General features: G+C 60.6%; 21 protein-coding genes and 1 tRNA gene. 9 read left to right on the plus strand and 13 right to left on the minus strand.

Annotation, left to right across the window (positions count from 1 at the left end; translation table 11 throughout):
* The first annotated feature begins 87 nt into the window (after window positions 1-87).
* Both AB5I78_RS02055 and AB5I78_RS02060 read left to right on the plus strand, forming a co-directional pair.
* Window positions 88-1,053: an arsenic resistance protein gene (locus AB5I78_RS02055; RefSeq protein WP_369301677.1), complete on the plus strand. Its 966-nt coding sequence runs from the start codon at window positions 88-90 to the stop codon at window positions 1,051-1,053.
* 88 nt (window positions 1,054-1,141) lie between these two features.
* Window positions 1,142-2,749, plus strand: coding sequence for an ArnT family glycosyltransferase (locus tag AB5I78_RS02060; protein ID WP_369301676.1), 1,608 nt, complete (start codon window positions 1,142-1,144; stop codon window positions 2,747-2,749).
* A gap of 66 nt (window positions 2,750-2,815) precedes the next feature.
* Here the strand turns inward: AB5I78_RS02060 and AB5I78_RS02065 are convergent, their stop codons facing one another.
* The 7 genes from AB5I78_RS02065 to AB5I78_RS02095 all read right to left on the minus strand — a co-directional run bounded on the left by AB5I78_RS02065 (window position 2,816) and on the right by AB5I78_RS02095 (window position 8,077).
* Window positions 2,816-3,136, minus strand: a complete 321-nt coding sequence (locus AB5I78_RS02065; protein ID WP_177017252.1) for a hypothetical protein — start codon at window positions 3,134-3,136, stop codon at window positions 2,816-2,818.
* Between the two features lie 84 nt (window positions 3,137-3,220).
* Window positions 3,221-3,520: a hypothetical protein gene (locus tag AB5I78_RS02070; RefSeq protein ID WP_369301675.1), complete on the minus strand. Its 300-nt coding sequence runs from the start codon at window positions 3,518-3,520 to the stop codon at window positions 3,221-3,223.
* Window positions 3,521-3,573: 53 nt separating this feature from the next.
* Complete coding sequence (locus AB5I78_RS02075; RefSeq protein WP_369301674.1) at window positions 3,574-4,044, minus strand: hypothetical protein; 471 nt, start codon at window positions 4,042-4,044, stop codon at window positions 3,574-3,576.
* A gap of 304 nt (window positions 4,045-4,348) precedes the next feature.
* Window positions 4,349-4,424: transfer RNA gene (locus AB5I78_RS02080), tRNA-Phe, on the minus strand.
* Window positions 4,425-4,527: 103 nt separating this feature from the next.
* On the minus strand, window positions 4,528-4,800 hold the full coding sequence (locus AB5I78_RS02085) for an oxidative damage protection protein (RefSeq protein ID WP_106577463.1): 273 nt from the start codon (window positions 4,798-4,800) through the stop codon (window positions 4,528-4,530).
* Entirely contained in the window at window positions 4,797-5,864 is a 1,068-nt protein-coding gene (gene mutY, locus AB5I78_RS02090; RefSeq protein ID WP_369301673.1) for an A/G-specific adenine glycosylase, read from the minus strand. The genes AB5I78_RS02085 and mutY overlap by 4 nt, the downstream gene beginning before the upstream one ends.
* The gene (locus AB5I78_RS02095) at window positions 5,861-8,077 is read right to left on the minus strand and encodes an AsmA family protein (protein WP_369301672.1); all 2,217 of its coding nucleotides are present in this window, start codon (window positions 8,075-8,077) and stop codon (window positions 5,861-5,863) included. The genes mutY and AB5I78_RS02095 overlap by 4 nt, the downstream gene beginning before the upstream one ends.
* 326 nt (window positions 8,078-8,403) lie before the next feature.
* On the opposite strand from AB5I78_RS02095, the gene AB5I78_RS02100 reads away from it, so the two are divergent.
* The gene (locus AB5I78_RS02100; protein ID WP_145159872.1) at window positions 8,404-10,065 is read left to right on the plus strand and encodes an OFA family MFS transporter; all 1,662 of its coding nucleotides are present in this window, start codon (window positions 8,404-8,406) and stop codon (window positions 10,063-10,065) included.
* A gap of 59 nt (window positions 10,066-10,124) precedes the next feature.
* Here AB5I78_RS02100 and AB5I78_RS02105 read toward each other — a convergent pair whose 3' ends face one another.
* Together AB5I78_RS02105 and AB5I78_RS02110 are read right to left on the minus strand one after the other, a co-directional pair.
* Complete coding sequence (locus AB5I78_RS02105) at window positions 10,125-11,462, minus strand: HdeD family acid-resistance protein (RefSeq protein WP_145159874.1); 1,338 nt, start codon at window positions 11,460-11,462, stop codon at window positions 10,125-10,127.
* Between the two features lie 38 nt (window positions 11,463-11,500).
* Window positions 11,501-12,757, minus strand: coding sequence for an MASE1 domain-containing protein (locus AB5I78_RS02110; protein WP_369301671.1), 1,257 nt, complete (start codon window positions 12,755-12,757; stop codon window positions 11,501-11,503).
* Window positions 12,758-12,977: 220 nt separating this feature from the next.
* Between AB5I78_RS02110 and hisB the strand changes: the two genes are divergently transcribed.
* From hisB to AB5I78_RS02140, 6 genes are all read left to right on the plus strand, one after another.
* Window positions 12,978-13,571, plus strand: coding sequence for an imidazoleglycerol-phosphate dehydratase HisB (gene hisB / locus AB5I78_RS02115; RefSeq protein WP_003218037.1), 594 nt, complete (start codon window positions 12,978-12,980; stop codon window positions 13,569-13,571).
* A complete protein-coding gene (gene hisH / locus AB5I78_RS02120) occupies window positions 13,571-14,209 on the plus strand; it encodes an imidazole glycerol phosphate synthase subunit HisH (RefSeq protein ID WP_145159878.1) in 639 nt (212 codons plus the stop codon). Before hisB ends, hisH begins: the two co-directional genes overlap by 1 nt.
* Window positions 14,210-14,467: a DUF2164 domain-containing protein gene (locus AB5I78_RS02125; RefSeq protein WP_145159881.1), complete on the plus strand. Its 258-nt coding sequence runs from the start codon at window positions 14,210-14,212 to the stop codon at window positions 14,465-14,467. It abuts the gene before it with no gap.
* Between the two features lie 39 nt (window positions 14,468-14,506).
* Entirely contained in the window at window positions 14,507-15,244 is a 738-nt protein-coding gene (gene hisA, locus AB5I78_RS02130; RefSeq protein WP_369301670.1) for a 1-(5-phosphoribosyl)-5-[(5-phosphoribosylamino)methylideneamino]imidazole-4-carboxamide isomerase, read from the plus strand.
* 9 nt (window positions 15,245-15,253) lie between these two features.
* Complete coding sequence (hisF, locus tag AB5I78_RS02135; RefSeq protein WP_003171107.1) at window positions 15,254-16,024, plus strand: imidazole glycerol phosphate synthase subunit HisF; 771 nt, start codon at window positions 15,254-15,256, stop codon at window positions 16,022-16,024.
* A 66-nt stretch (window positions 16,025-16,090) separates the two neighbouring features.
* Window positions 16,091-16,846 (plus strand): ABC transporter substrate-binding protein, encoded by a 756-nt coding sequence (locus AB5I78_RS02140; RefSeq protein WP_145159885.1) that lies wholly within the window; start codon window positions 16,091-16,093, stop codon window positions 16,844-16,846.
* A gap of 157 nt (window positions 16,847-17,003) precedes the next feature.
* On the opposite strand, the gene AB5I78_RS02145 is transcribed toward AB5I78_RS02140, so the two are convergent.
* The 4 genes from AB5I78_RS02145 to gpmI all read right to left on the minus strand — a co-directional run bounded on the left by AB5I78_RS02145 (window position 17,004) and on the right by gpmI (window position 22,217).
* A complete protein-coding gene (locus AB5I78_RS02145) occupies window positions 17,004-17,777 on the minus strand; it encodes a divergent polysaccharide deacetylase family protein (protein ID WP_369301667.1) in 774 nt (257 codons plus the stop codon).
* Window position 17,778: 1 nt separating this feature from the next.
* Complete coding sequence (locus AB5I78_RS02150) at window positions 17,779-19,107, minus strand: S41 family peptidase (RefSeq protein WP_145159889.1); 1,329 nt, start codon at window positions 19,105-19,107, stop codon at window positions 17,779-17,781.
* Window positions 19,108-19,137: 30 nt separating this feature from the next.
* Window positions 19,138-20,433 (minus strand): murein hydrolase activator EnvC, encoded by a 1,296-nt coding sequence (locus AB5I78_RS02155; protein ID WP_145159891.1) that lies wholly within the window; start codon window positions 20,431-20,433, stop codon window positions 19,138-19,140.
* Window positions 20,434-20,690: 257 nt separating this feature from the next.
* Complete coding sequence (gpmI, locus tag AB5I78_RS02160) at window positions 20,691-22,217, minus strand: 2,3-bisphosphoglycerate-independent phosphoglycerate mutase (protein WP_369301666.1); 1,527 nt, start codon at window positions 22,215-22,217, stop codon at window positions 20,691-20,693.
* Between the last annotated feature and the right edge of the window lie 115 nt (window positions 22,218-22,332).

The raw sequence follows: 22,332 nt of genomic DNA on the forward strand, positions 1-22,332 counted from the left end.
GGCAGGGGCGTAACAAATATCGCGATGCTCGACCTCGCCCCCCTGAGTGCTTAGGCTTGCGATCTGTTCATCAGCCAAAGTCAGTCCATGACCCGCGACACCCTCGAACACAATCAGATCCTCCTCTACTTCGTGGCCGTCCTGCTGGCGGCGGCATTCGGCGTGCTTGCGCCGCTGTCAGCCCACGGTCTTGGCGCGCTGGTGACGCCCGCCATCGCGGTGCTGATGTATGCGATGTTCCTGCAAATCCCGTTTCTGGAACTGCGCCAGGGTTTGGGCAACAAGCGTTTTATCTCGGCGCTGCTATTGGCCAATTTCATCCTGGTGCCCCTGCTGGTGTGGGCGTTGACCCGCGGCCTGGTGGAGCGCCCGGCGCTGTTGGTGGGTGCATTGCTGGTGCTGCTGACGCCGTGCATCGACTACGTGGTGGTGTTTACCCACATCGGTAAAGGCGATTCGCGGCTGATGCTGGCGGCAACGCCAGTGCTGTTGCTGCTGCAACTGGTGCTGTTGCCGGTGTACCTGGGTTTCATGCTGGGCGCGCAATCCGCTGTCGTGGTGGCGGTAGAGCCGTTCGTGGAGGCGTTTGTGCTGTTGATTGTGCTGCCGATGATGCTGGCGGTGCTGACGACATTCCTGGCGCGGCGCTCCAGCGTGATCAATGTGTGGAGCGACGCCTGGGCCTGGCTGCCGGTGCCCGCGATGGCGCTGGTGCTGTTTGTGGTCATCAGCTCGCAGATCACCTCGGTGGTGCGCGATATCGGTTTGCTGTTGCCGCTGATGCCGGTGTACGTGGGCTTCTTGTTGCTGGCGCCGTTGATGGGCGCGTTGGCTGCACGGTTGTTGGCGTTGCCTGCTGTGACCGCGCGGGCGGTCACGTTCAGTGCCTCGACCCGCAATTCTCTGGTGGTCTTGCCCCTTGCGCTGGCTTTGCCGGAAGACGTGCGCGGGCTGGCTGCAACGGCGGTGATTCTGCAAACCCTCGTTGAGCTGATGGGCGAGCTAGTCTACATCCGGCTGATTCCGGCACTGGTGTGGCGCGCTGGTCGATAAATCCATAAATGTTTGGGTTTGTTCAGGCGCTATTCAGGAGCTGAGTCGGCACCATGGAGTCGGCGCAGCCTACCTGAAAGGACATTCGATGGATCACCGCAGCCGTTTTCGCCTGGAGTCCCTGGGCCTGTTTCTGATCGCTTTACTGCTGCTCACCTTGGGCATCTGGGATGAGCAACCCCAAGGGTTTGACGGGCGTTGGGCACTGTTCCTGCAAGAAATGTTTCGCCATGGCGCGAGTCTTTTTCCGACTACCTACGGTCAGCCTTACCCGGACTACCCGGGGACCGCGACCTTTTTCAGCTTCGTGTTTGCCCGCTTGTTCGGGGCGCCCAACCATCTGGCGAATGTCCTGCCGACCGCGCTTGCCTCGGCGGGCATGATCGCGCTGATCTATCGCTTGCTGGCGCCATTGAGCCGACCTTGGGCGTGGCTGACGGTATTGCTGACGCTGCTCACCACTCAATTGCTCGATAAGTCGCGCTCGGTGTGCCTGGACCTGATGATCGCATTGCTGTGTGTGGGCAGTTTCTACCTGCTGCACAGCGGCGAGCGCATGGGGTCGCGGGTGCGGCAGCTTGCCGTGTTCCCGTTATTCATTCTGGCGTTCGCGATTCGTGGGCCGCTTGGGTTGATCGAGGTGTGTGGCGTGGTGTGCGTGTACTGGGCGCTCGGCCGGCCGGGGCAGCGCGTCAAGCAGGTGCTGATTCACGGTTTTGTGGCGCTGGCGCTATTGGTTGCCTGCTGGTGGGTGTTGATGAAGCTGGCGCGGTTCAGCGGCGGCGACGCCTTTGCCGATGAGGTGTTCAGGATGCAGGTCAGCGGCCGCCTCGATGAGAGTGGCGAGCCGTTTTACTTCTACTTCAAGCTCAGTTTGTACCGCTACTTCCCGGTGGTTCCGCTCGCGCTGGCCACGATGATTGCGCTGCGTCATCGCTGGTCTGAGCGCTGGGTCAATGAGGATATTCAGTTGGTGGTGCGGCTTGGCGCCTGTGGCTTGATGATTTTGCTCGGGCTTTCGGTGCCGCACTTCAAGCGCGCTTATTACATTTTGCCGATGGTGCCGATGTTCGCCGCTGTCGCCGCCTATGGGCTGCTTCAGGCGCAGCATTGGCTGATCGGCGTGCGCCGCTGCTACGAAGGGCTTGTCGCGGCGCTGCCGGCGTTGTGCGTGGTTGTGCTGTTTGTGTGTCGGCACGCCTGGCAAAAGCACGGCTACTGGCCGGACGTTTCGTTACCGCTGATGATTGGCGCGATGCTGGTGTTGCAGGTGGCGGCGCTGATGGCCTGGCGTCGTCCATTGCGGTTGGTGTGGCTTAGCGTGGTCGCACTGGCGGCGCAGTGGCTGCTGTTGGTGGTGGTGATAGACCCCGCCAAGGATCTGCAATTTGATACGCGCAAGTTTGTCAGCCAGGTTGAAGCGCTGCGTGAGTCCGATCCAGGCCCCTTGGTGTTCGTCAATCTGGGGCGCGATACCTGGGCGGTGCGCTACATGATGAACCTGGATCACGATGAGCAGCCGCTGTTCGTCGCTGATAATCAGCTTGAACAATTAACCACGTTGCCACGGCCATCCTGGGTGATTGTGCCGCGCAAGGAGGCAGCGCTGTTGAAAGGGACGTCGATGGAGCAGCAGGCGCCAAGCTTTGAAGGGCGGCTGAACGATAATCCGCTGATGGTGTTTTTGCTCAAGTGAGCATTTCTTCCCCGCATAAAAAAGCCTGCACAAGGCAGGCTTTTATTGGGCGGTGCAGAGGGCGAATCAGGCAGCTTCAAGCATAGGTATCTGCATGCCGATTTTTGCCGAGGCAAAGTTCATGTCGCCGCTGGCAATGGACTGGCCTTTGAAGCCTTGGCCGATAAGGTCCTTGATGTAGAGCTTGTTGTAGATGAAGGCAAACACAATGTTGCTCACGCCCATTGTGAACATGGCGATGACGAACTGGATCAGGCCGTACTTCAGGTCGCCGCGAAACAGTGCCGGGAAGCAGCCGAAAAAGAACGTTGTCCAGGAAAATCCAACCGGGGCCTCTTTCATTGCGCCGGTATGCGGGTTTTTGAAAATGATCGATGTGTATGCCATTTACTTCTCCATGTGCCCAAGTGGGAGGCAGTACGTCGGGCTGGCGTAGTGCTGGGTGTTGCGGTGCGTGTGTCGCTGTCAACGCTAGTCCACGACTTCCCAGATCAGGTTGTCGTCGTCGACCATGACCTTCACGATCAGTGTTTCAGGGCCATCCGGGCCTTCCACTTCAACGATCCCGCGGTATTTGTTTTCCCCTCGCTTTATCAGCGTCAGGTCTTTGATCCTGTTTTCGCCGGGCGAGGTGTCGTTATCCCACTGCTCCTGCATGCTTTCCCGTACTTCCTGGGCAAGTTCTTCATTTGCCGCATTGGCGGTGCCAGCGCAAAACAGGTACGCGGCGAACACCATTGCGGTCTTGAGTCTTCCTGTTGTGGGGATCATGCAAGCGTCCTTGAAGGAGTGGTCCCGGGTGCAGCCCTGCGCCCAACTTGATTTCACACCTGCTGGGGTTGCTGAGTCTGACCGCGCAGAATGTTTTGCTTACGCTGCTCTTCCGGCAGGTCATTTATGCAGTAGTTGATGTAAAAGGCGTGCAGGAAGAAGGTGTAGAAACCGTTCATTCTCAGGTCGATCTTGTGCTCGCTTAGAGCGTATTCCGACAGGGCTTTTTTAGCCTTGAATGCCCAGACGATATAAAGGGCGCTGGAGGCGATCATAAGAATCCCGGACAACAAGTCCATAGATGCCAAGCCACTGTTGGAAAGGAGACCGCCCAAGCCAAGGCATACCGCAAGCCAAATGATGTAGGTGTCGTCAACCAGTCGGACCTTTGTGGTTTCGCTGATAACTTTGTTGTTTCGAGCCAGCCACAACAGCACGTAGAGCCCCGCTGTTGCTATGCAAAGCAACACCATGTTGGCGGTCTTTGTGTCGATTTTGTCTTTCAATTCATTGATGTTGGACATAACTTTTCCATGTCGATAGATATCGAGTGGGCGCAGCGAGGGGGGCTAAGGTTGGGTGACTGGGTCACCTGGCCTGTTTTGGTTTTTGAATACCAAAGGCCGACGAGATACGGGAGGGATAAGGATGCATCCGCATGATGTTGCTCGCCTGCCATGGCATTCAGCCAAATCATAGCATAATGCTACTATTTTTCGACAGGGTGCATGCGCGGAAGGGGCAGCAAATCGAAGGCAACAAAAAACCCGCACTTGGCGGGTTTTTTGTGTGTTTCAGATGACGTTTGCACCACCTGAAACTAATTAGTGGTGCCCAGAGACGGAATCGAACCGCCGACACGGGGATTTTCAATCCCCTGCTCTACCGACTGAGCTATCTGGGCAACGGGGCGCATTAAACGGGTTTTTCAGGGGGTCGTCAAGCAAGTTTTCAAAAAATATTTAATTATTACCGTCGCTTACGTGCCGACCCCGGTTTTTGATCAATTATTGAGCAGGCGGCACGTAGCCGTCGGCCTTGGCGTAATCCTCGCCAGAAAAGAACTTGTCCATCTCGCCCTGCAGGTATTTGCGGTCTTCGGCGTTCATCATGTTCAGGCGTTTTTCGTTGATCAGCAGGGTCTGGTGTTTTTGCCAGTCAGCCCAGGCTTTGGCGGAGACGTTGTCGAAGATGTCCTGGCCTTTGGCGCCGGGGAACGGTGCGCGCTCCAGGGCAGGCAATTCTTCGTGGTACTTGCGGCACATGATGGTGCGGGTCATGACGGAACTCCTGCGTTCAATACGTCGGCCGCGCGCTTCAGCAGTTTTTTTACCGGGGCGGCAAGGCCCAGGCGCGGCGGGGTGGCGAGGTTATACCAGAGCCAGTCGGCCTCGGCCACGTGATGGGCGGATTCCTCGACCTGGACCAGCCAGGGTTCGATGGCCAGCTGGAAGTGGCTGAAGGTGTGGATCAGCCCCGGCAGTTCATGCGGCGTGCCCAGCGCGAGTGCGTGCTGGTTGGCCAAGTGTTCCAGGTCCTGGAGGTCGTCGAGCTCCGGCAAGCTCCACAAACCGCCCCACAGGCCCGTGGATGGGCGGCGGTAAAGCAGAATCGCGCCCTCTGCGTTGGCCAACATCGGCATCAGCGTGCGCTTTTGCGGGATGGTTTTGCGCGGCTTGGGGATTGGGTAGCGCGTCTCCAGACCGAGCATGTGCGCCTCGCAGCCCTTTTCCAGCGGGCACAGCAGGCAACTGGGTTTGCTGCGGGTGCAGAGCGTGGCGCCCATGTCCATCATCGCCTGGGTGTAGGCGTTGACGCGATCGTGTGGCGTAAAGCGCTCTGCGGTGGCCCAGAGCTGCTTGGCGACCTTGGGTTCGCCGGGGTAGCCCTCTTGCGCGGTAAAGCGCGCCAATACGCGCTTGACGTTGCCGTCGAGGATGGGCGCCCGCAGGCCCATGCTCAGGCTGGCGATCGCACCCGCAGTGGATAAGCCGATGCCGGGCAGTTCAGTAAGCTTTTCGACGTCCTTGGGAAACTCGCCACTGTATTGGGCGACGACGATCTTGGCGGTCTTCTGCAGGTTGCGTGCGCGGGTGTAGTAACCCAGGCCGGTCCACAGGTGCAGCACTTCGTCTTCCGGCGCGGCGGCCAGGGCTTCGACCGTCGGCAGGGAAGCCATGAACCGGTCGAAGTAATTGAGCACGGTGCTGACCTGGGTCTGTTGCAGCATGATCTCCGAGACCCACACCCGGTAAGGCGTAATGCCCTGTTGCCAGGGCAGGTCATGGCGACCGTGGCGGTCGTACCAGTCCAGCACTGCCTGTGAAAACTGCTCGTTTCTCATCGTTTGAACAGGCCTTTAAGGGCGTCTTTCAACTGCGGGTTGACCTTGTCGAGTTTCTCTTCGAGCTTCTCGCTGAGTTTGTTGCCGGCCGCTTTGACCGCAACTTGAGTCAAGCCGTCCTTGTCCAGGCGGCAGGCTTTGGCGCCCAGTTCCAGCGGGCCACGGCAGCGCAGCGGCACTTCGATGCCCCGGAAGTTGGAACCGACCTGGCAAGCCGGGTCCGGCACGTCGCGTGTATCGCCTTCAACGATGATGCCGACGCGATAATCCATGCCCAGCACGCGCAGGTCGATGTCACCGTTGCCGTTGACTGTCAGGCCCGGGATACGCACTTTCAGGTCCGGGTTGCTGGCCACGCCGTTGCGCAAGGTCAGGTTGCCGCGCAGTTCCTGGAACGGCGTGTCCTTGCCTTGTGGCGTGGTGGTCAAGGTCTTGCGGTTGAGCAGTGCGATGCCGGTGCACAGTTGCTGTTCAATGTTGGCGTTGAGCAGCGCGCCGTTATTGATCACAAAGCTGGCGGTGCCGTTAAGGCTGTCGATCAGCGCCTTCTGGCTGTTGCCACGGCCGTTGAGGTTGCTGTCGAGGGTGATCTGGCCTTTTACCGGCGGGTTTTGCCCCTGAGCTTGCAGGATGCGCTCAACCGGCACTTGCTTGATGTGGGTTTGCAGCGCCAGCACCGGGATGTCCTGGCGCACATCGAGTGTGCCGTTGGCCTGGAAGGTGCCGTTGTAGAGGCCGCCGCTGAGGGTATCAAGCTTGAGCTGGCCATCGACGCCGGAGGCTTTGAGTGCAGCGTTCTGGATCGGCAGCTTGCTCAGGGTCAGTTGGCCGAAGGCCAGGTCGGCGTCCACGTCCAGCGTGCGCAGGCGCGTGAGTGGCAACAGCTTGTCGGTGCTCCACGCGCCTTTGGTTGGTGCGTCCGGCAGCGGTGTGGTGCCACCGGCGGCCATGGCGCCGGCCTCGCTGTTCTGCACTTCGGCCTGGCGTGCGGCCGCTGCACCTTTGGCGGTTTCGGACTTGGCCGGCAGGTAGTTGTCGGCGTTGAAGGTATCGCCTTTGAGTTGCAGGCGCAGGGATTGCTTGGCGAAATCCTCTACAGCGATGCGGCCGGTGAAGGTGCTGCTGTCGAGTTTCAGGTTCAAGTCTTCCAGTGCCACGCTGGTAGGCGTGCCTTTGAGGCGGCTGACCAGTTCAACTTTGCTCAGGCTGCCCGCCGCCATCGGTGGCAACGGATGGCCGACGCTGTCGAGGAACTTGGCCAGGTCAAACTGGGCAATGGACAGGGCGCCGCTGAGCTGTGGGGTTTTGTTCAGGTCATTGACCTTCAGTTCGCCCAAGGCGCGCAGCTGGTTGGCGGAGAGTTTAAGGTTGGTCCATTCGGCAATATTGGCCGCCAAGTCCACCAGCAGTTGGCCTTGGGTGGAGAACGTTACGGTCTTGCCCTGCAGTGGCTCGCCGGTGGCTTCGCCGCTCAGCTTCATGTCTTCGAACTGGTAGCGCTGGAGCGCACGCTGGATGCGCAGGTTGCCGTTCAACTCGGTCTTGACGCGCATCAGCGGCTGGTTGCTGCCCAGGAATGCCGTGAGTTTGAGCGGAATGCTTGCGCCTTCGTGCACGGCACCGGCGCTCAACTGGATGCTTTCGGCGCTGTACTGTTTGCCGGTCTGCTCATCGTTGTATTCAACGCGGGCGTTGTTGATGGTCAGGCTGTCTATGTCCAGGCGGATCGGTTTTGGCGGCTTTTCCGGTTCAGGTTCGGCCGGCGTTTCCGCGGGGGCAGGCACCGGCGCATTGGCCGGTTTCTCGGTCACGTTCTTGCCGATGTCCTCCCAGTTGCCGTGGCCTTGCTTGTCGCGGTTGAGGCGCAGGTTCAGGCCTTCGACACGCACATCGCTCATCTGCACTTCACGGCGCAGCAGCGGCAGCACGCGCACCGACAGGCCGAGCATCTGCAGGTCGGCAAACGGCTGAGTCGGGTTGGTCATGGTCGCGACGCTGGCTTCGTGCAATTCCAGGCCCAGCCAGGGGAACAGGCTCCAACCGATGTCGCCATTGAGCGTCAGCTCGATGTGGGCCTTGTCGCGGGCAATCTGGCGGATCTCGTCTTTGTAATCGTTGGGATCGAAGAGGTGGGTCAGGGCAAAGCCCAGGGCCACAATGATCAGCAACAGCCCGAGAAGTACCAGACCCAGGATTTTGCCGAACGCTTTCATGGGCGAGTCCTTGTATGTCGATTTCAAAATTTAGCCGCAGAGTATAACGCCCGATGGCCTGCGTCAGTTCATGCATCGTTACATTGTATCTAGACGCAGCAAAATCGGATTTTGCCGCCCAGCAGAGCAGGTTGCGTGAAAAAGGTGATATCAGTTTGGTTTTTCTGTCATCCACTGGTGCTAATCTGCGCGGGTTCGTCTGTCGTCTGCGACACAGCGTCGCGCTTAAAAGGAGCTTTACTCAACAACAACGGCCAACGCTCTGCGTGCAAGGCCGAGGGAGAGAGCGCCTGACGGACACATACTAATAACTGGGGGAAACACCAATGAGCACAAGCACTGCGGCTGGTAGTACTGCCGCACAGCCTGCGTTCCTGTCCAAGGAGCGCATTATCGCCAAGCCAGGGTTCAACCGCTGGCTGGTTCCACCGGCCGCCCTGGCCATCCACCTCTGCATCGGCATGGCCTACGGGTTCTCGGTGTTTTGGCTGCCGCTGTCCAAAGCGCTGGGTATCACGGCACCGGTCGCCTGCGCGCCGGACATGAGCTTCATCACGCAAGTCTTCTCGTCCCAGTGCGACTGGCCCATCTCCATGCTGGGCTGGATCTACACGCTGTTCTTCATCTTCCTGGGTTGCTCCGCAGCGATCTGGGGCGGCTGGCTGGAACATGCCGGGCCACGTAAGGCCGGCGTTGTATCGGCCTTGTGCTGGTGTGGCGGTCTGTTGATCTCGGCGTTGGGCATCTATACCCACCAGATCTGGCTGATGTGGATCGGCTCCGGCGTGATCGGCGGTATCGGCCTGGGCCTGGGCTATATCTCGCCCGTGTCGACCCTGATCAAGTGGTTCCCGGACAAACGCGGCATGGCCACCGGCATGGCGATCATGGGCTTTGGCGGCGGCGCAATGGTCGGTGCACCCTTGGCCGCAGCGCTGATGGGCCACTTCGCTTCGCCAACAAGCGTGGGCGTGTGGCAGAGCTTCGTGGTCATGGCCGTGATCTACTTCGTGTTCATGATTGGCGGCGCGCTGTCGTACCGCGTTCCGCCAACCGGCTGGAAGCCTGAGGGCTGGACCGCGCCGGCGAAAAAAGCCAGCAATGCGATGATCACCCACCGTCACGTTCACGTGAACGTGGCGTGGAAAACCCCGCAATTCCGCCTGGTGTGGCTGGTGCTGTGCCTGAACGTGTCTGCCGGTATCGGCATTCTCGGCATGGCGTCGCCGCTGCTGCAGGAAGTGTTCGGTGGCAAGTTGCTGGGTGTTGATGTGCCGTTCGGCCAGCTGGATGCCGGGCAATTGGCGTCCATCGCGGCCATCGCCGCAGGCTTCACCGGCTTGTTGAGCCTGTTCAACATCGGTGGACGGTTCTTCTGGGCGTCGTTCTCCGACTACCTGGGCCGTAAAAATACCTACTTCGTGTTCTTCGCCCTGGGCTTTGCCCTCTATGCGCTGATCCCGAACCTGGGGCACCTGGGCAACGTGGCGCTGTTCGTGGCGGCGTTCTGCATCATCCTGTCGATGTACGGCGGCGGTTTTGCGACCGTTCCGGCGTACCTGGCCGACCTGTTCGGCACCCAGATGGTCGGCGCGATCCACGGTCGCCTGTTGACCGCTTGGGCGGCGGCGGGCGTGTTGGGCCCGGTGCTGGTCAACTACCTGCGTGAGTATCAGCTGAGCATCGGCGTTGAACGTGCCGCGGCGTATGACATCACCTTGTACATCCTCGCCGGCCTGCTGGTGCTGGGCTTCATCTGCAACCTGCTGGTGCGCCCGGTGGCCGACAAGTACTTCATGACCGACGCGGAACTGGCTGCCGAACAGGCGCTGGGCCATGACAAAGGCGCCACTGCCTCTACGTCGCTGGAGTGGAAGGCCTCTTCCGCCAGCGTGCCATTGGCTATCGTGGCGTGGCTGGTAGTGGGCATTCCGTTGGCGTGGGGTGTGTGGGTGACCCTGCAGAAGACCGCGGTATTGTTCCACTGATAAACCGTTGCGCAGTGCCTGCTCATGCAAGGTGAGCGGGCCTCGGGCGCCAGAGCGGGTTAATCCTGCTTCTTGTCAGGCAAGGCTCTGGTTGATTGACCGCGCCATGGGATGCGTTGAAACCATGGCCGCGGCACCGGATGCACGATTACCCGCAAGGCTCGGGCGTAATCCATGACCAGGCCGGGTGTCCAGGCCATGGTCATGGCGCGCTTGCGTACTTGCGCGGCAATCCACAGTTCCGGCATGAGCAGGGTCTGCAACACCGAGCGCCAGCGCCGCGACCGTTCCGCCAATACCCCATCCATCGAGGCTTCCAAGGCAAATGCCACGCTGCTCGAGCAGTTGCGGTAGGTCAGGTTGTAAGTGGCCTGTTGACGATAGTTATTGGAAAACTCAATCAACGCCTTGCGGCTGTACCGGTGAAAAATGATCTTGCGGTCCGAATCGCACCAGTTGGCCACTTCGGTGGCGTAGTCCGGCTGGAAAGTGCCGGGCACGTCATTGTTGCGGGTGGCCTTGAGAATGCGGAAAAACTCTGACGGTGAGCGATCGATGTCTGCAACCGGATACAGGCTCAGGTACACCGACGGCGACAGTTCAAGGGCAGCGTGCCCGGTTGAAATCACGCCTTGTGCGTCCACGGCCGCGATGTAGCGATTGATGATCGGGCGGGGAATGGTGGTTGCGCTGGCGGTGCCTTCCGGCGTCCATATATGCACCACCAGTGGATCGGTGCAGGCAGGCTCCGGCTCAGGCTGCGGCGGCGGTTCCTGCGGCGGAAGCTTCTTGAAATCCGATAGCAGATCCCTGGGCGCAAGCAGCTCGAACGTCGAGGTGCCATGGCGCAATCGCCTGACGCGACGCGCAATGCGTACCGTGTTCAGGCCGCTGACGATCATCAGCGCGCCCAGAAAAAAAGACACGGTGGCACTGTTGGCGATCGGGTACGGGCTGACCAGCAACCCGGCGAATACCACTTGGGCGCCGCCGCTGATCAACGATGATCGCCAGCGCGGGAACCTGACGACCCAGGCCGAGGTGATGGTCAGCAGGCCGATCACAAAGTAGGTAAAGCCAAAAATGATCGCCAGCAGCAGGTTGCTGTAGACCTTGTCGGCAAGAATCAATACCGCGACAAAAAAGCAAATCCCGCCCTTGAAATACAGCACGGCGCGCTGGGTACCCACGCCGCTGGCGGCCACGCTCAGGGTGACAATGCTTTCCAGCAGCAACAGCAAGCCGAACGCGCGCAGCGGAAAGTACAACTCGCCATCCAGGCCGTCGATCATCACGCCAACGCCCATCACGCCCCATACGATACCGATCAGGCCGAGAAACCAGAATTTGGATCGGACGAATTCAACGCCGAACAGCAGTAAAGCAATCTGAATCATGAAGGTACTCGTACAGGTAGACGCTGATCGGCAAACGTTCAGGAATAGCGACTGCTTTGCCAGTTGCCGACAAATACTTGGCCCCTGGCATCGCGCATGGCGCCGGGGCTTTGGTCGTAAAGGGTCAGCCAGTCACCGTTGCCTTTGTCGATGCGAAAGGCCAGCGATGAGGCGTGGGTACGGGTGTCCGGCGACCAGTGCTGTTTGAGTTTTTCGCGGTCATCGGGGTGCACGCGCGCCAGCACCTGCTCAATGGTGCCCAGGGGCCGGGTGCCGATATCCAGCAGCGAATCGAGGTTGTCGTCCCAGAGGATGTCGCCTGTTTCGGGATGCAACTGGTACATCACGCCGTCGCCCCCCAGCCGTCCGGTTTGCGGGTCGTAGGGCCTGGCCGATTGCGTCATCAGGCGTATCACCACCACCAGCAGGGCGGTAATGGACAGGTAGCTTTGCGCAAGCAGCAGAGGCTCGCCTTCGAGCAGGCCCGGCACATAAAACGGCCCGGTCTTCTGATCGGTGTAATTGACCACGATGCTGCCCAGCACCAGCAGCGCGATCGAGCCTCCAGGGCTGCGCCAGGTCACGCAAACGGCAAGGGCGAGGGCGATCGGCAGGCAGGCCAGGATGAAATACACCGCAGCGCCAGCATCGGTGTCCAGCATGCTGGTGAGCCAGTGCGGCGCTGCCCCGAAGACGTACCAGGTATTCAATGCGAGCAGCAACAGCCACCCTGCGCCGGCGAGTTTCTCCCGTGCGCTGACGGGAAATTCGCGCAGGTTGCTGTTCAGCACGTTCATGACCACGACGGTCGCAAAGAACACGCCGTTAACGCCAGACATCCAGTTGGTCATCAGCGTATGGGGTGATGTTTCCCCGGCCAGCATCAGCCAGCCCTTCCTGATCAGCGCCTGCACGCCACAAATGGCCACGGTCGCCAGCAACCACAGCACGATGGCGTGCAGGTCGTCGCCACGGCGCGCGAAACGCCGTACCAGCCAGGCAATGGCAATCGAACCTGCCAGCGCCTCAGCCGAAAGCGCGATGGCGGCCGGTGACTCCTCCCAGCCGTGCGCACCGAGCAGCACCCGCGCGATCAACAACACAAGAAACAGCATCGGCCAGTGCGCACGGCGCGAGCTCAGGAAGGCCGACACCGAGACGCCCGCCGGGAACCAGATAATCGCCATCTTCGAGACGGGGTCATCAAAGGCCAGGGAGGCCATGCCGGTCACGTAGTAGGTCAACGCCCACAGGAGGAGAACGCCGCTGCGCCGTAAGACTCTGGGTATCGTCACTGTTCAGTATTCATCAGGTTTTAAACGTAGCGCTCATGTTACAGCGAAGCCGGCGCTGGCATTTGGCTAATATGCCGGGCGCACCATCCTGGAGCATGCACTTGTATGCACATGTCTAGCGCCGACACTCCATCAGTCTTATCCCCTTCGATGTTTCTGTTTAGCGCCCGCGCCCCTATAATGGCTGCCTTTTTCGCCCAATGATTTTGCGGAGCTGGTGATGGCCGAACGTAAGGCGTCCGTCGAGCGCGACACTCTGGAAACCCAGATCAAAGCCTCGATCAACCTGGATGGCACCGGAAAGGCCCGATTTGATATCGGTGTACCTTTTCTTGAGCACATGCTGGACCAGATCGCCCGTCACGGGCTGATCGACCTGGATATCGTCAGCAAGGGCGACCTGCATATCGACGACCACCACACGGTGGAAGACGTCGGTATCACGTTGGGCCAGGCATTTGCCAAAGCCATCGGCGACAAGAAAGGCATCCGTCGCTACGGCCACGCCTATGTCCCGCTGGACGAAGCGCTGTCGCGTGTGGTCATCGACTTCTCCGGCCGCCCAGGCCTGCAGATGCACGTGCCCTACACCCGCGCCACCGTGGGCGGCTTCGACGTCGACCTGTTCCAGGAATTTTTCCAGGGTTTCGTCAACCATGCGCTGGTCAGCCTGCACATCGACAACCTGCGCGGCACCAACACCCACCACCAGATCGAAACCGTGTTCAAGGCTTTCGGCCGCGCGCTGCGCATGGCCGTGGAGCTGGATGACCGCATGGCCGGGCAAATGCCCTCGACCAAGGGCGTTCTGTAATGCAGACGGTCGCGGTTATCGATTACGGCATGGGTAACCTGCACTCGGTGGCCAAGGCCCTCGAGCACGTAGGCGCCGGCAAGGTGCTGATCACCAGTGATGCCAACGTGATTCGCGAAGCCGACCGGGTGGTGTTCCCGGGCGTTGGCGCGATTCGCGACTGTATGGCTGAGATCCGCCGCCTGGGCTTTGACAGCCTGGTGCGCGAAGTCAGCCAGGACCGTCCGTTCCTCGGCATCTGCGTGGGCATGCAAGCCTTGCTCGACAGCAGTGAGGAAAACGACGGCGTCGACTGCATCGGCCTGTTCCCAGGCCAGGTGAAGTTCTTTGGCAAGGACCTGCACGAAGACGGTGAACACCTGAAAGTCCCGCACATGGGCTGGAACGAGGTGCGCCGCACCGTCGACCACCCGCTGTGGCACGAAATCCCGGACATGGCGCGTTTCTACTTTGTGCACAGCTACTACATCGCCGCCGGTAACCCGCGTCAGGTGGTCGGTGGCGGGCACTACGGTGTCGACTTCGCCGCAGCGCTGGCCGAAGGTTCGCGTTTTGCCGTGCAATTCCACCCGGAGAAGAGCCATACCCATGGCCTGCAGTTGCTGCAGAACTTCGCCGCCTGGGATGGTCGCTGGTAAATGGCCAGGAAGCCGAAGCAGCCGATCTTGAATCTCACCCCCGAGCAGGAGAGTGAGGCTACCCTCAAGATCAAGCGCTTCATGGAGGACCGCTTCGAGCTCAAGTTGGGCTCGTTCGAGGTTGCCGAGATTCTTGAGTTGTTCACCACCGAAGTGGCGCCGCACTATTACAACAGGGCGATTTTCGACGCGCAGACGCTCCTTAAAGAAAGGTTCGAAAGCATCGAAAGCGACTTGTGGTCGCTTGAGAAACCCTGATTTCCCAAGCATTGCTGAATATCGAATAAGGTTTGCCAGATGCTGATTATCCCCGCTATCGATCTCAAGGACGGCGCTTGTGTACGCCTGCGCCAAGGCCGCATGGAAGACTCCACCGTGTTCTCCGATGATCCGGTGAGCATGGCTGCCAAATGGGTAGAAGGTGGCTGCCGTCGTCTGCATCTGGTGGACTTGAACGGCGCCTTCGAAGGCCAGCCGGTCAACGGCGAGGTGGTGACCGCCATCGCCAAGCGCTACCCGAACCTGCCGATTCAGATCGGCGGGGGCATTCGCTCCCTGGAAACCATCGAGCACTACGTCAAGGCCGGCGTGAGCTACGTGATCATTGGCACCAAGGCCGTGAAAGACCCGGCGTTCGTTGCCGAGGCCTGCCGCGCATTCCCGGGCAAGGTGATTGTCGGCCTGGACGCCAAGGACGGTTTTGTCGCCACTGACGGCTGGGCTGAAATCAGCACCGTGCAAGTGATCGACCTGGCCAAGCAGTTCGAAGCCGACGGCGTGTCCGCCATCGTTTATACCGACATCGCCAAAGACGGCATGATGCAGGGCTGCAACGTGCCGTTCACCGCCGCGTTGGCTGCCGCCACCAGCATTCCAGTGATCGCTTCCGGTGGTATTCACAACCTGGGTGACATCAAGTCGCTGCTGGACGCCAAGGCGCCTGGCATCATCGGCGCCATCACCGGCCGCGCGATCTATGAAGGTACCCTGGACGTCGCCGAAGCCCAGGCTTACTGCGATGCCTACAACGGCTGAGGACTGACCATGGCGCTGGCCAAACGCATCATCCCTTGCCTGGACGTCGACAACGGTCGCGTGGTCAAGGGCGTCAAGTTCGAGAACATCCGTGACGCCGGCGACCCGGTGGAAATCGCCCGTCGCTACGATGAGCAAGGTGCCGACGAGATTACCTTTCTCGACATCACCGCCAGCGTCGACGGCCGTGACACCACGCTGCATACCGTCGAGCGCATGGCCAGCCAGGTGTTTATCCCGCTGACCGTGGGCGGTGGCGTTCGCACCGTGCAAGACATCCGCAACCTGCTCAATGCCGGCGCGGACAAGGTCTCGATCAACACCGCCGCGGTGTTCAACCCGGAGTTTGTCGGCGAAGCCGCGCAGCACTTCGGTTCGCAGTGCATCGTGGTCGCCATCGACGCCAAGAAAGTCTCCGGGCCTGGCGAAACCCCGCGTTGGGAGATCTTCACCCACGGCGGTCGCAAACCTACCGGGCTGGATGCGGTGGAGTGGGCGATGAAGATGGAAGGCCTGGGCGCCGGTGAAATCCTGCTGACCAGCATGGACCAGGACGGCATGAAAAACGGCTTCGACCTCGGCGTGACCCGCGCCATCAGCGATGCGCTGGGCATTCCGGTCATTGCGTCCGGCGGTGTCGGCAACCTGCAGCACCTGGCCGACGGCGTGATCGAAGGCCACGCCAGCGCGGTGCTGGCGGCGAGTATTTTCCACTTTGGCGAATACACCGTTCCGGAGGCCAAGGCCTACATGGCGGCGCGCGGTATCGTCGTTCGCTAAACGCTGCTGGACACCATGGCGAGCGCGCGGCACTCTCTGCGCTTGCCATGGATTCCGGTAACTTTCATGTTCAAACACCTGCTGCTCGCCCTCGCCAGTTCTTCCATGCTTTTGGCAGGCTCGGCCCGTGCCGAAGAACCGTCTGACGCCTCTTTGGTGTTGCTGACGGAAAACTTCCCGCCGTACAACATGGCAAAAAACGGCAAGAACTTCGCCAAGGACGAGAACATCGAAGGCATCGCCGTGGACATCGTGCGCGAGACCTTCAAGCGTGCCGGCATTTCCTACAACCTGACCCTGCGTTTTCCGTGGGAGCGAATCTACAAACTCGCCCTGGAAAAACCTGGTTATGGCGTATTCGTGATGGCGCGTCTGCCGGACCGTGAAGCCCTGTTCAAATGGGTCGGCCCCATCGGCCCGGACGATTGGGTGTTGCTGGCCAAGGCCGACAGCAAGATCCAGCTGGATGACCTGGAGCATGCGCGCCGCTACAAGATCGGCGCCTACAAAGGCGACGCCATTGCCGATACGCTGGAAAAGCAAGGCCTCAACCCATTGGTGGTGTTACGCGACCAGGACAACGCGCAAAAGCTCCTGGATGGCCAGATCGACCTGTGGGCCACCGGTGATCCCGCCGGGCGTTACCTGGCGCGTCAGGTGGGCGTGACGGGGCTCAAGACCGTGTTGCGCTTCAATAGCGCGCAACTCTACCTCGCGCTGAACAAGGACGTGCCGGACGAACTGGTCGCCAAGCTTCAGGCCGCGCTGGATCAGCTGCGCAAAGACGGCGTGGTCGACGAGATCATGGCGCGCTACCTCTAAATACAGCTATGTAGCGCACGGTAATCAGCAGAATAAACACGGTCAAATGTGGGAGCGGGCTTGCTCGCGAAAGCGGTGTGTCAGCCACTCAATCTGCTGACTGACCCACCGCTTTCGCGAGCAAGCCCGCTCCCACACGGGAATGTCGCCATCTGATCTAACGGTACTGACCGTTCTTGCCATGTCCAGCCATGGCCTGATTGCCGCGCACGCTGATCATCAGCTTGATATCAATCCAGTCGATGCCCTGAGCCTTGAGCTTGGGCAACTCGCGCTCCAGCACCGCCAGCGTCTGCGGATAAGGGTGGCCGATCATCACCACCGAGCCCTGCTTGTGCGCCAGCTTGATCGCGGTTTGCAGTTGCGTGGTAATGGCCGCCTCGGTGCGCTCGTCATCAAGGAATACATCCCGCGAGACATGCGCCAAACCAATCTTTTGCGCTTCGGCGGCGGCGACGGTCTGCGCGCTGGTGCGGCTGTCGACAAAGAACTTGTTACGCCGCTGCAGCTCGCCCATCAACCAGGCCATGGCGTCCCGTTGGGCAGTCATGCGGCTGCCCATATGGTTGTTGATGCCAGCGGTGTAGGGCACGGCCTTGAACGCGGCGTCCAGGCGTTTGCCGAGTTCTTCGATCGGCAGCTCGGGGTGCCAGGCGAACGGGCCGGTGGCCGGGTCCATGGGCATGTGCAGGATCACAATCTTGCCGGCCTTGTGCGCTTCGCGGGCGAATTCGGCGGCGTGGGGCGTGTCCGGCATCACCGCCGTGGTCACCGGCCCGGGCAGGCCCAGCACGCGACGATCCCGAGGCAGGTTTTGCCCCAGGTCGTCGATGATGAGGGTCAGGTAGGCTTTGTGTGGCTCGCCGGCAGGCGTCGCGTGGGCGACGCCTGCCAGGCTGCACAACAAGGCGATGATCAGGGCAAAACGCATATCAACGGCTGCGCGTGATGCTCAGGCCTTTCAGCAGGCTCAGCGCCTGGGCCAGTTGGTAATCGTCGTCCTGCGGCATCGGCTTGGCTTTGGCGCCGCTGCCGGTTGGCTGGTCGGCACCGCCGTTGCCATTGCCCAGGTGACCTTGCAGGTCGGCCTCCTTGTAGTACTCGCTGTCGATCTCGTTGGTGATCTTGGCTTTACGCACTTCGATGTCCGGGACGATGCCCTGCGCCTGAATCGAACGGCCGTTCGGCGTGTAGTACAGCGCCGTGGTGATCTTCAATGCGCGGTCATTGTTCAGCGGCAGCACGGTTTGTACCGAGCCTTTGCCGAAGCTGGTGGTGCCCATCAGCACGCCGCGTTTCTGGTCCTGCAGGGCACCGGCGACGATTTCCGACGCCGAGGCGCTGCCGCCGTTGATCAGCACTGCCAGTGGCACGCCTTCGCTCAAGTCATTGCCGGTGGCCGAGAAGCGCAACTCGGAGTTGGCGATGCGGCCTTTGGTGTAAACGATCAGACCCTTGGTGATGAAGTGATCGACCACTTCCACCGCCGACTGCAACACGCCGCCCGGGTTGTTACGCAGGTCGAGCACGATGCCGTTGAGTTTCTTCCCGTTGTCTTTGCGCAGCTTGGCCAGGGCCTTGGCCACTTCGTCGCCGGTCTTGACCTGGAACTGGGTGATGCGGATGTAGCCGTAGCCGGACTCCAGCAGTTGGCTCTTCACGCTCTTGACCGTGATGGTCGCGCGGGCCAGGGTCACGTCAAACGGGTTGCCGCCGTCGCGCACCAGGGTCAGGGTGATTTTCTGGCCGAGCTTGCCACGCATCTTGTCGACAGCTTCGGTCATGGTCTGGCCGCGAGTCGGTTGACCGTTGATCTTCACGATCAGGTCGCCAGCCTGGATGCCAGCTTTGGACGCCGGCGTGTCGTCGATCGGCGAGACCACTTTGATCTGGCCGTCTTCGGAGCCGACTTCGATGCCCAGGCCGCCGAACTCGCCGCTGGTGCTTTCCTGCAACTCGGCAAAATCTTCCGGGCCCAGGTAAGCGGAGTGCGGGTCGAGGTTGCTGAGCATGCCTTTAATGGCATTTTCCAGCAGGGTTTTATCGTCTACGGGTTCGACATAGGCTGCCTTGATCCGGTCCATGACCTCGGCAAAGGTGCGCAACTCGTCCAGCGGCAGCGGGGCCTTGGTGGTCGCAGCCGTGGTCGCGGTCGTGGCGGCGGGTGCAGCCCCAGCGGCCTGGTCGGCAAAAGCCAGAGGCGCGCCGATCACCAGGGCGATCGTCAGGGCCAGCGAAGTGAGGCGGGACAAATGCAGCATGTCGAACGAACTCCTAATGTAGATGCGGCCCTATCCTTGGGAACGGCACCATTGTGCAGGGTCGCTCGGGCGGCCCTGCTGACGAATAGCGAAGTACAGCGCCGGAGTGTCCTGGCCACCACTGTTACCGACAGTGGAGATGGATTCACCGGCTTTTACAACATCACCTGCCGACTTGAGTAAAGTCTGATTGTGGCCGTAAAGGCTCAAATAGCCATTACCGTGGTCAAGAATCACCAACAAACCGGCGCCGCGCAGCCAATCGGCAAACACCACGCGCCCACCGTGAACGGCATGAACCTGGCTGCCGGCGGCGGCGCTGATCATGACCCCGTCCCATTTGGCGCGGGTATCGTCACCTCGGGTTTCACCGAAGCGTGCCAGTAGTCGACCATCAACAGGCCATGGAAGTTTTCCACGCGCTGAAGCAAAAGGTCCGCCGAACGACTCGCCGGCGCTGGAAACCAGCGGGCCAGGCGCTGCGCGCGCCGGTTTGCGTGGGGCCGGAGCGTCGGTGGTGGCGGCCAGTTCGGCTTCACGCTGACGCTTTTTTTCCGCTTCCTGCTGGGCGATCAGCGCTTTCTGCCGCGCTTCTTCGGCCTCACGTGCCTGGCGAGCCAGGGTTTCCTCGATGGTTTTGAGCACTTTGCCCAGGTCAGCCTGGTCTTGCTCGCGGGCCTGCAGTTTGGCGTCGCGGGCCTTCACATCGTCGTTGAGCTTGGCCAGGGCTAGCTGGCGCTCTTTGCGGACCTTGTCCAGCTGGTCGCGCTGGGTGTCGAGGGCGGTTTTCTGGTCGAGCAGTTGCGATTGCTGGTCGGCGATTTCCTGCTCGACGTTGGCCAACTGGCGCAGGGTTTCGTTAAAACCCTTCAACTGCGCCAGGCGTGCCTTGCTCAGGTAGTCGTAATAGGTGAGGGTGCGCGCGAATTTTTCCGGGTTCTGCTGGTTGAGCAGCAGCTTGAGGTATTCCTGGCGGCCGCTCTGGTACGCGGCGCGGGCCTGGATCGCAATCAGGCGTTGCTGTTCAACGCGTGCGCTCTGGAGTTTTTTTTTCTCAGCGTCGAGTCGCTCCAGTTCCGACTCGCTCTTCTTTAATTCTTTTTGTAGCTCCTGGACCTGCTTCTCGAGCTTGCCCATTTCGGTTTCGGTACCGCGCAGGTCTTTCTGCACCCCGGATTTCTCTTCCTGGAGCTTGCCGAGCAGTTTCTTCAACTCGGTAATGTCCTGACGCGTAGCGTCCAACTGTTGTTGGGTTTGTGCGCGCTCATCGGCAAATGCCGGTTGGAGCAGGCAGACTAGAGCGAGGGTAATCAAGGCGCGAAGCATAGAGGCGGGCGACACCAGGGAAAGGGACGGCCTAGTATGCCCGCCAAGCGCCGCAAAAAAAACGCCCAATTCGGGCTGGAAGGCAAGATAGGTGCCGAGTGGCGTTGGTATGGCGAAAAGATATCTACCAAACACAGGAGATCCAATGTGGGAGGGGGCTTGCCCCCGATAGCGGTGTATCAGCCACCTCTGTGTCAGCTGACCCACCGTAATCGGGGGCACGCCCCTCCCACACTGTTTTGCGGTGATGCTGGGGATCAAACCAGAATCGACGTGCCGGTCATCTCTTTCGGCTTCTCCAGCCCCATCAGCATCAACATGGTCGGCGCCACGTCCGCCAGCACGCCGCCGTGCCGAACTTTGAAGTCGCGCTTGCCAACATAGATGAACGGCACTGGCTCGGTGGTGTGCGCGGTGTGGGCCTGGCCGGTGGATTCATCCGACATCTGCTCGCAGTTGCCGTGGTCAGCGGTGATCAGCGCTTCGCCGCCGACTTTCTCCAGGGCGTCGACGATGCGGCCGACGCACAGGTCCAGGCATTCCACGGCTTTTACGGCCGCTTCCAGGTTGCCGCTGTGGCCAACCATGTCGCCGTTGGCGTAGTTGACCACGATCACGTCGTAACGCTGGTGCTCGATGGCATCGACGATCTTGTCGGTCACTTCCGGCGCGCTCATTTCCGGCTGCAGGTCATAAGTGGCGACTTTTGGCGACGGAATAAGGATGCGTTCTTCGCCCGGGAACGGTTCTTCACGCCCGCCGGAGAAGAAGAAGGTGACGTGAGCGTATTTTTCGGTTTCGGCGATGCGCAGCTGGGTCTTGCCGTTCTTGGCCAGGTAATCGCCCAGCACGTTTTCCAGGCTGCCTGGCGCGAAGGCCGACGGGGCCGGGATGTTGGCGGCGTATTGGGTGAGCATCACAAACTCGGCCTTTGGCTGGCGTGCGCGCTCGAAGTCCTTGAAGCCGGCATCGACGAATACATGGCTCAGCTCACGGGCACGGTCGGCGCGGAAGTTCATGAACACCACGGCGTCGCCGTCTTCGACTTTCACTGGCTCGCCGATGGTGGTGGCTTTGACGAATTCGTCGCTCTCGCCACGCGCATAGGCGGCTTGCAAGCCTTCCTGGGCGGTGGCCGCGTTGAATTCGGCCTGGCCGTCGACGATCAGGTTGTAGGCCTGTGCCACGCGGTCCCAGCGGTTATCGCGGTCCATGGCAAAGTAACGGCCGACCAGGCTGGCAATGCGGCCTTTGCCGAGGGCGGCGAAGGTGGCGTCGAGCAGTTCAATGGACGACTGGGCGCTTTTTGGCGGGGTGTCGCGGCCGTCGAGGAAAGCGTGCAGGTAAATTTTGTCGGCGCCGCGCTTGAAGGCCAGCTCGGCCATGGCGACCAAGTGGTCCTGGTGGCTGTGTACACCGCCGTCGGACAGCAGGCCCATGAAGTGCACGGCCTTGCCGGCCGCAACTGCTTTATCCACCGCCGCGCAAATGGCCGGGTTCTCGAAGAACTCGCCGTCACGGATCGATTTGGTCACGCGTGTGAAGTCTTGGTATACCACTCGTCCGGCGCCGAGGTTCATGTGGCCGACTTCCGAGTTGCCCATCTGGCCGTCCGGCAGGCCTACGTCCATACCGGAACCGGAGATCAATCCGTTGGGTACTGTGGCGCTCAGGCGGTCGAGTACCGGCTTCTTGGCCGAGTACACGGCGTTGTCGTGGTGGCTTTCACTGTGTCCGAAGCCATCGAGAATTATCAGGACCAAAGGTTTAGGCGTAGTAGTCATAGATCCTCTCGCGGCGGTAATAAAGGAAGGCAATCTAAAAGGGAGTGGCAGTTTAAAGCGAAGTTCCGACCACGTCACCGCTTTACGGGGGTTGGCCCCCCCTGACGGCTGTGTA

Origin of the sequence: Pseudomonas sp. N2-3-1-14, from assembly GCF_041228395.1 — a bacterium.
GTDB lineage: Bacteria > Pseudomonadota > Gammaproteobacteria > Pseudomonadales > Pseudomonadaceae > Aquipseudomonas.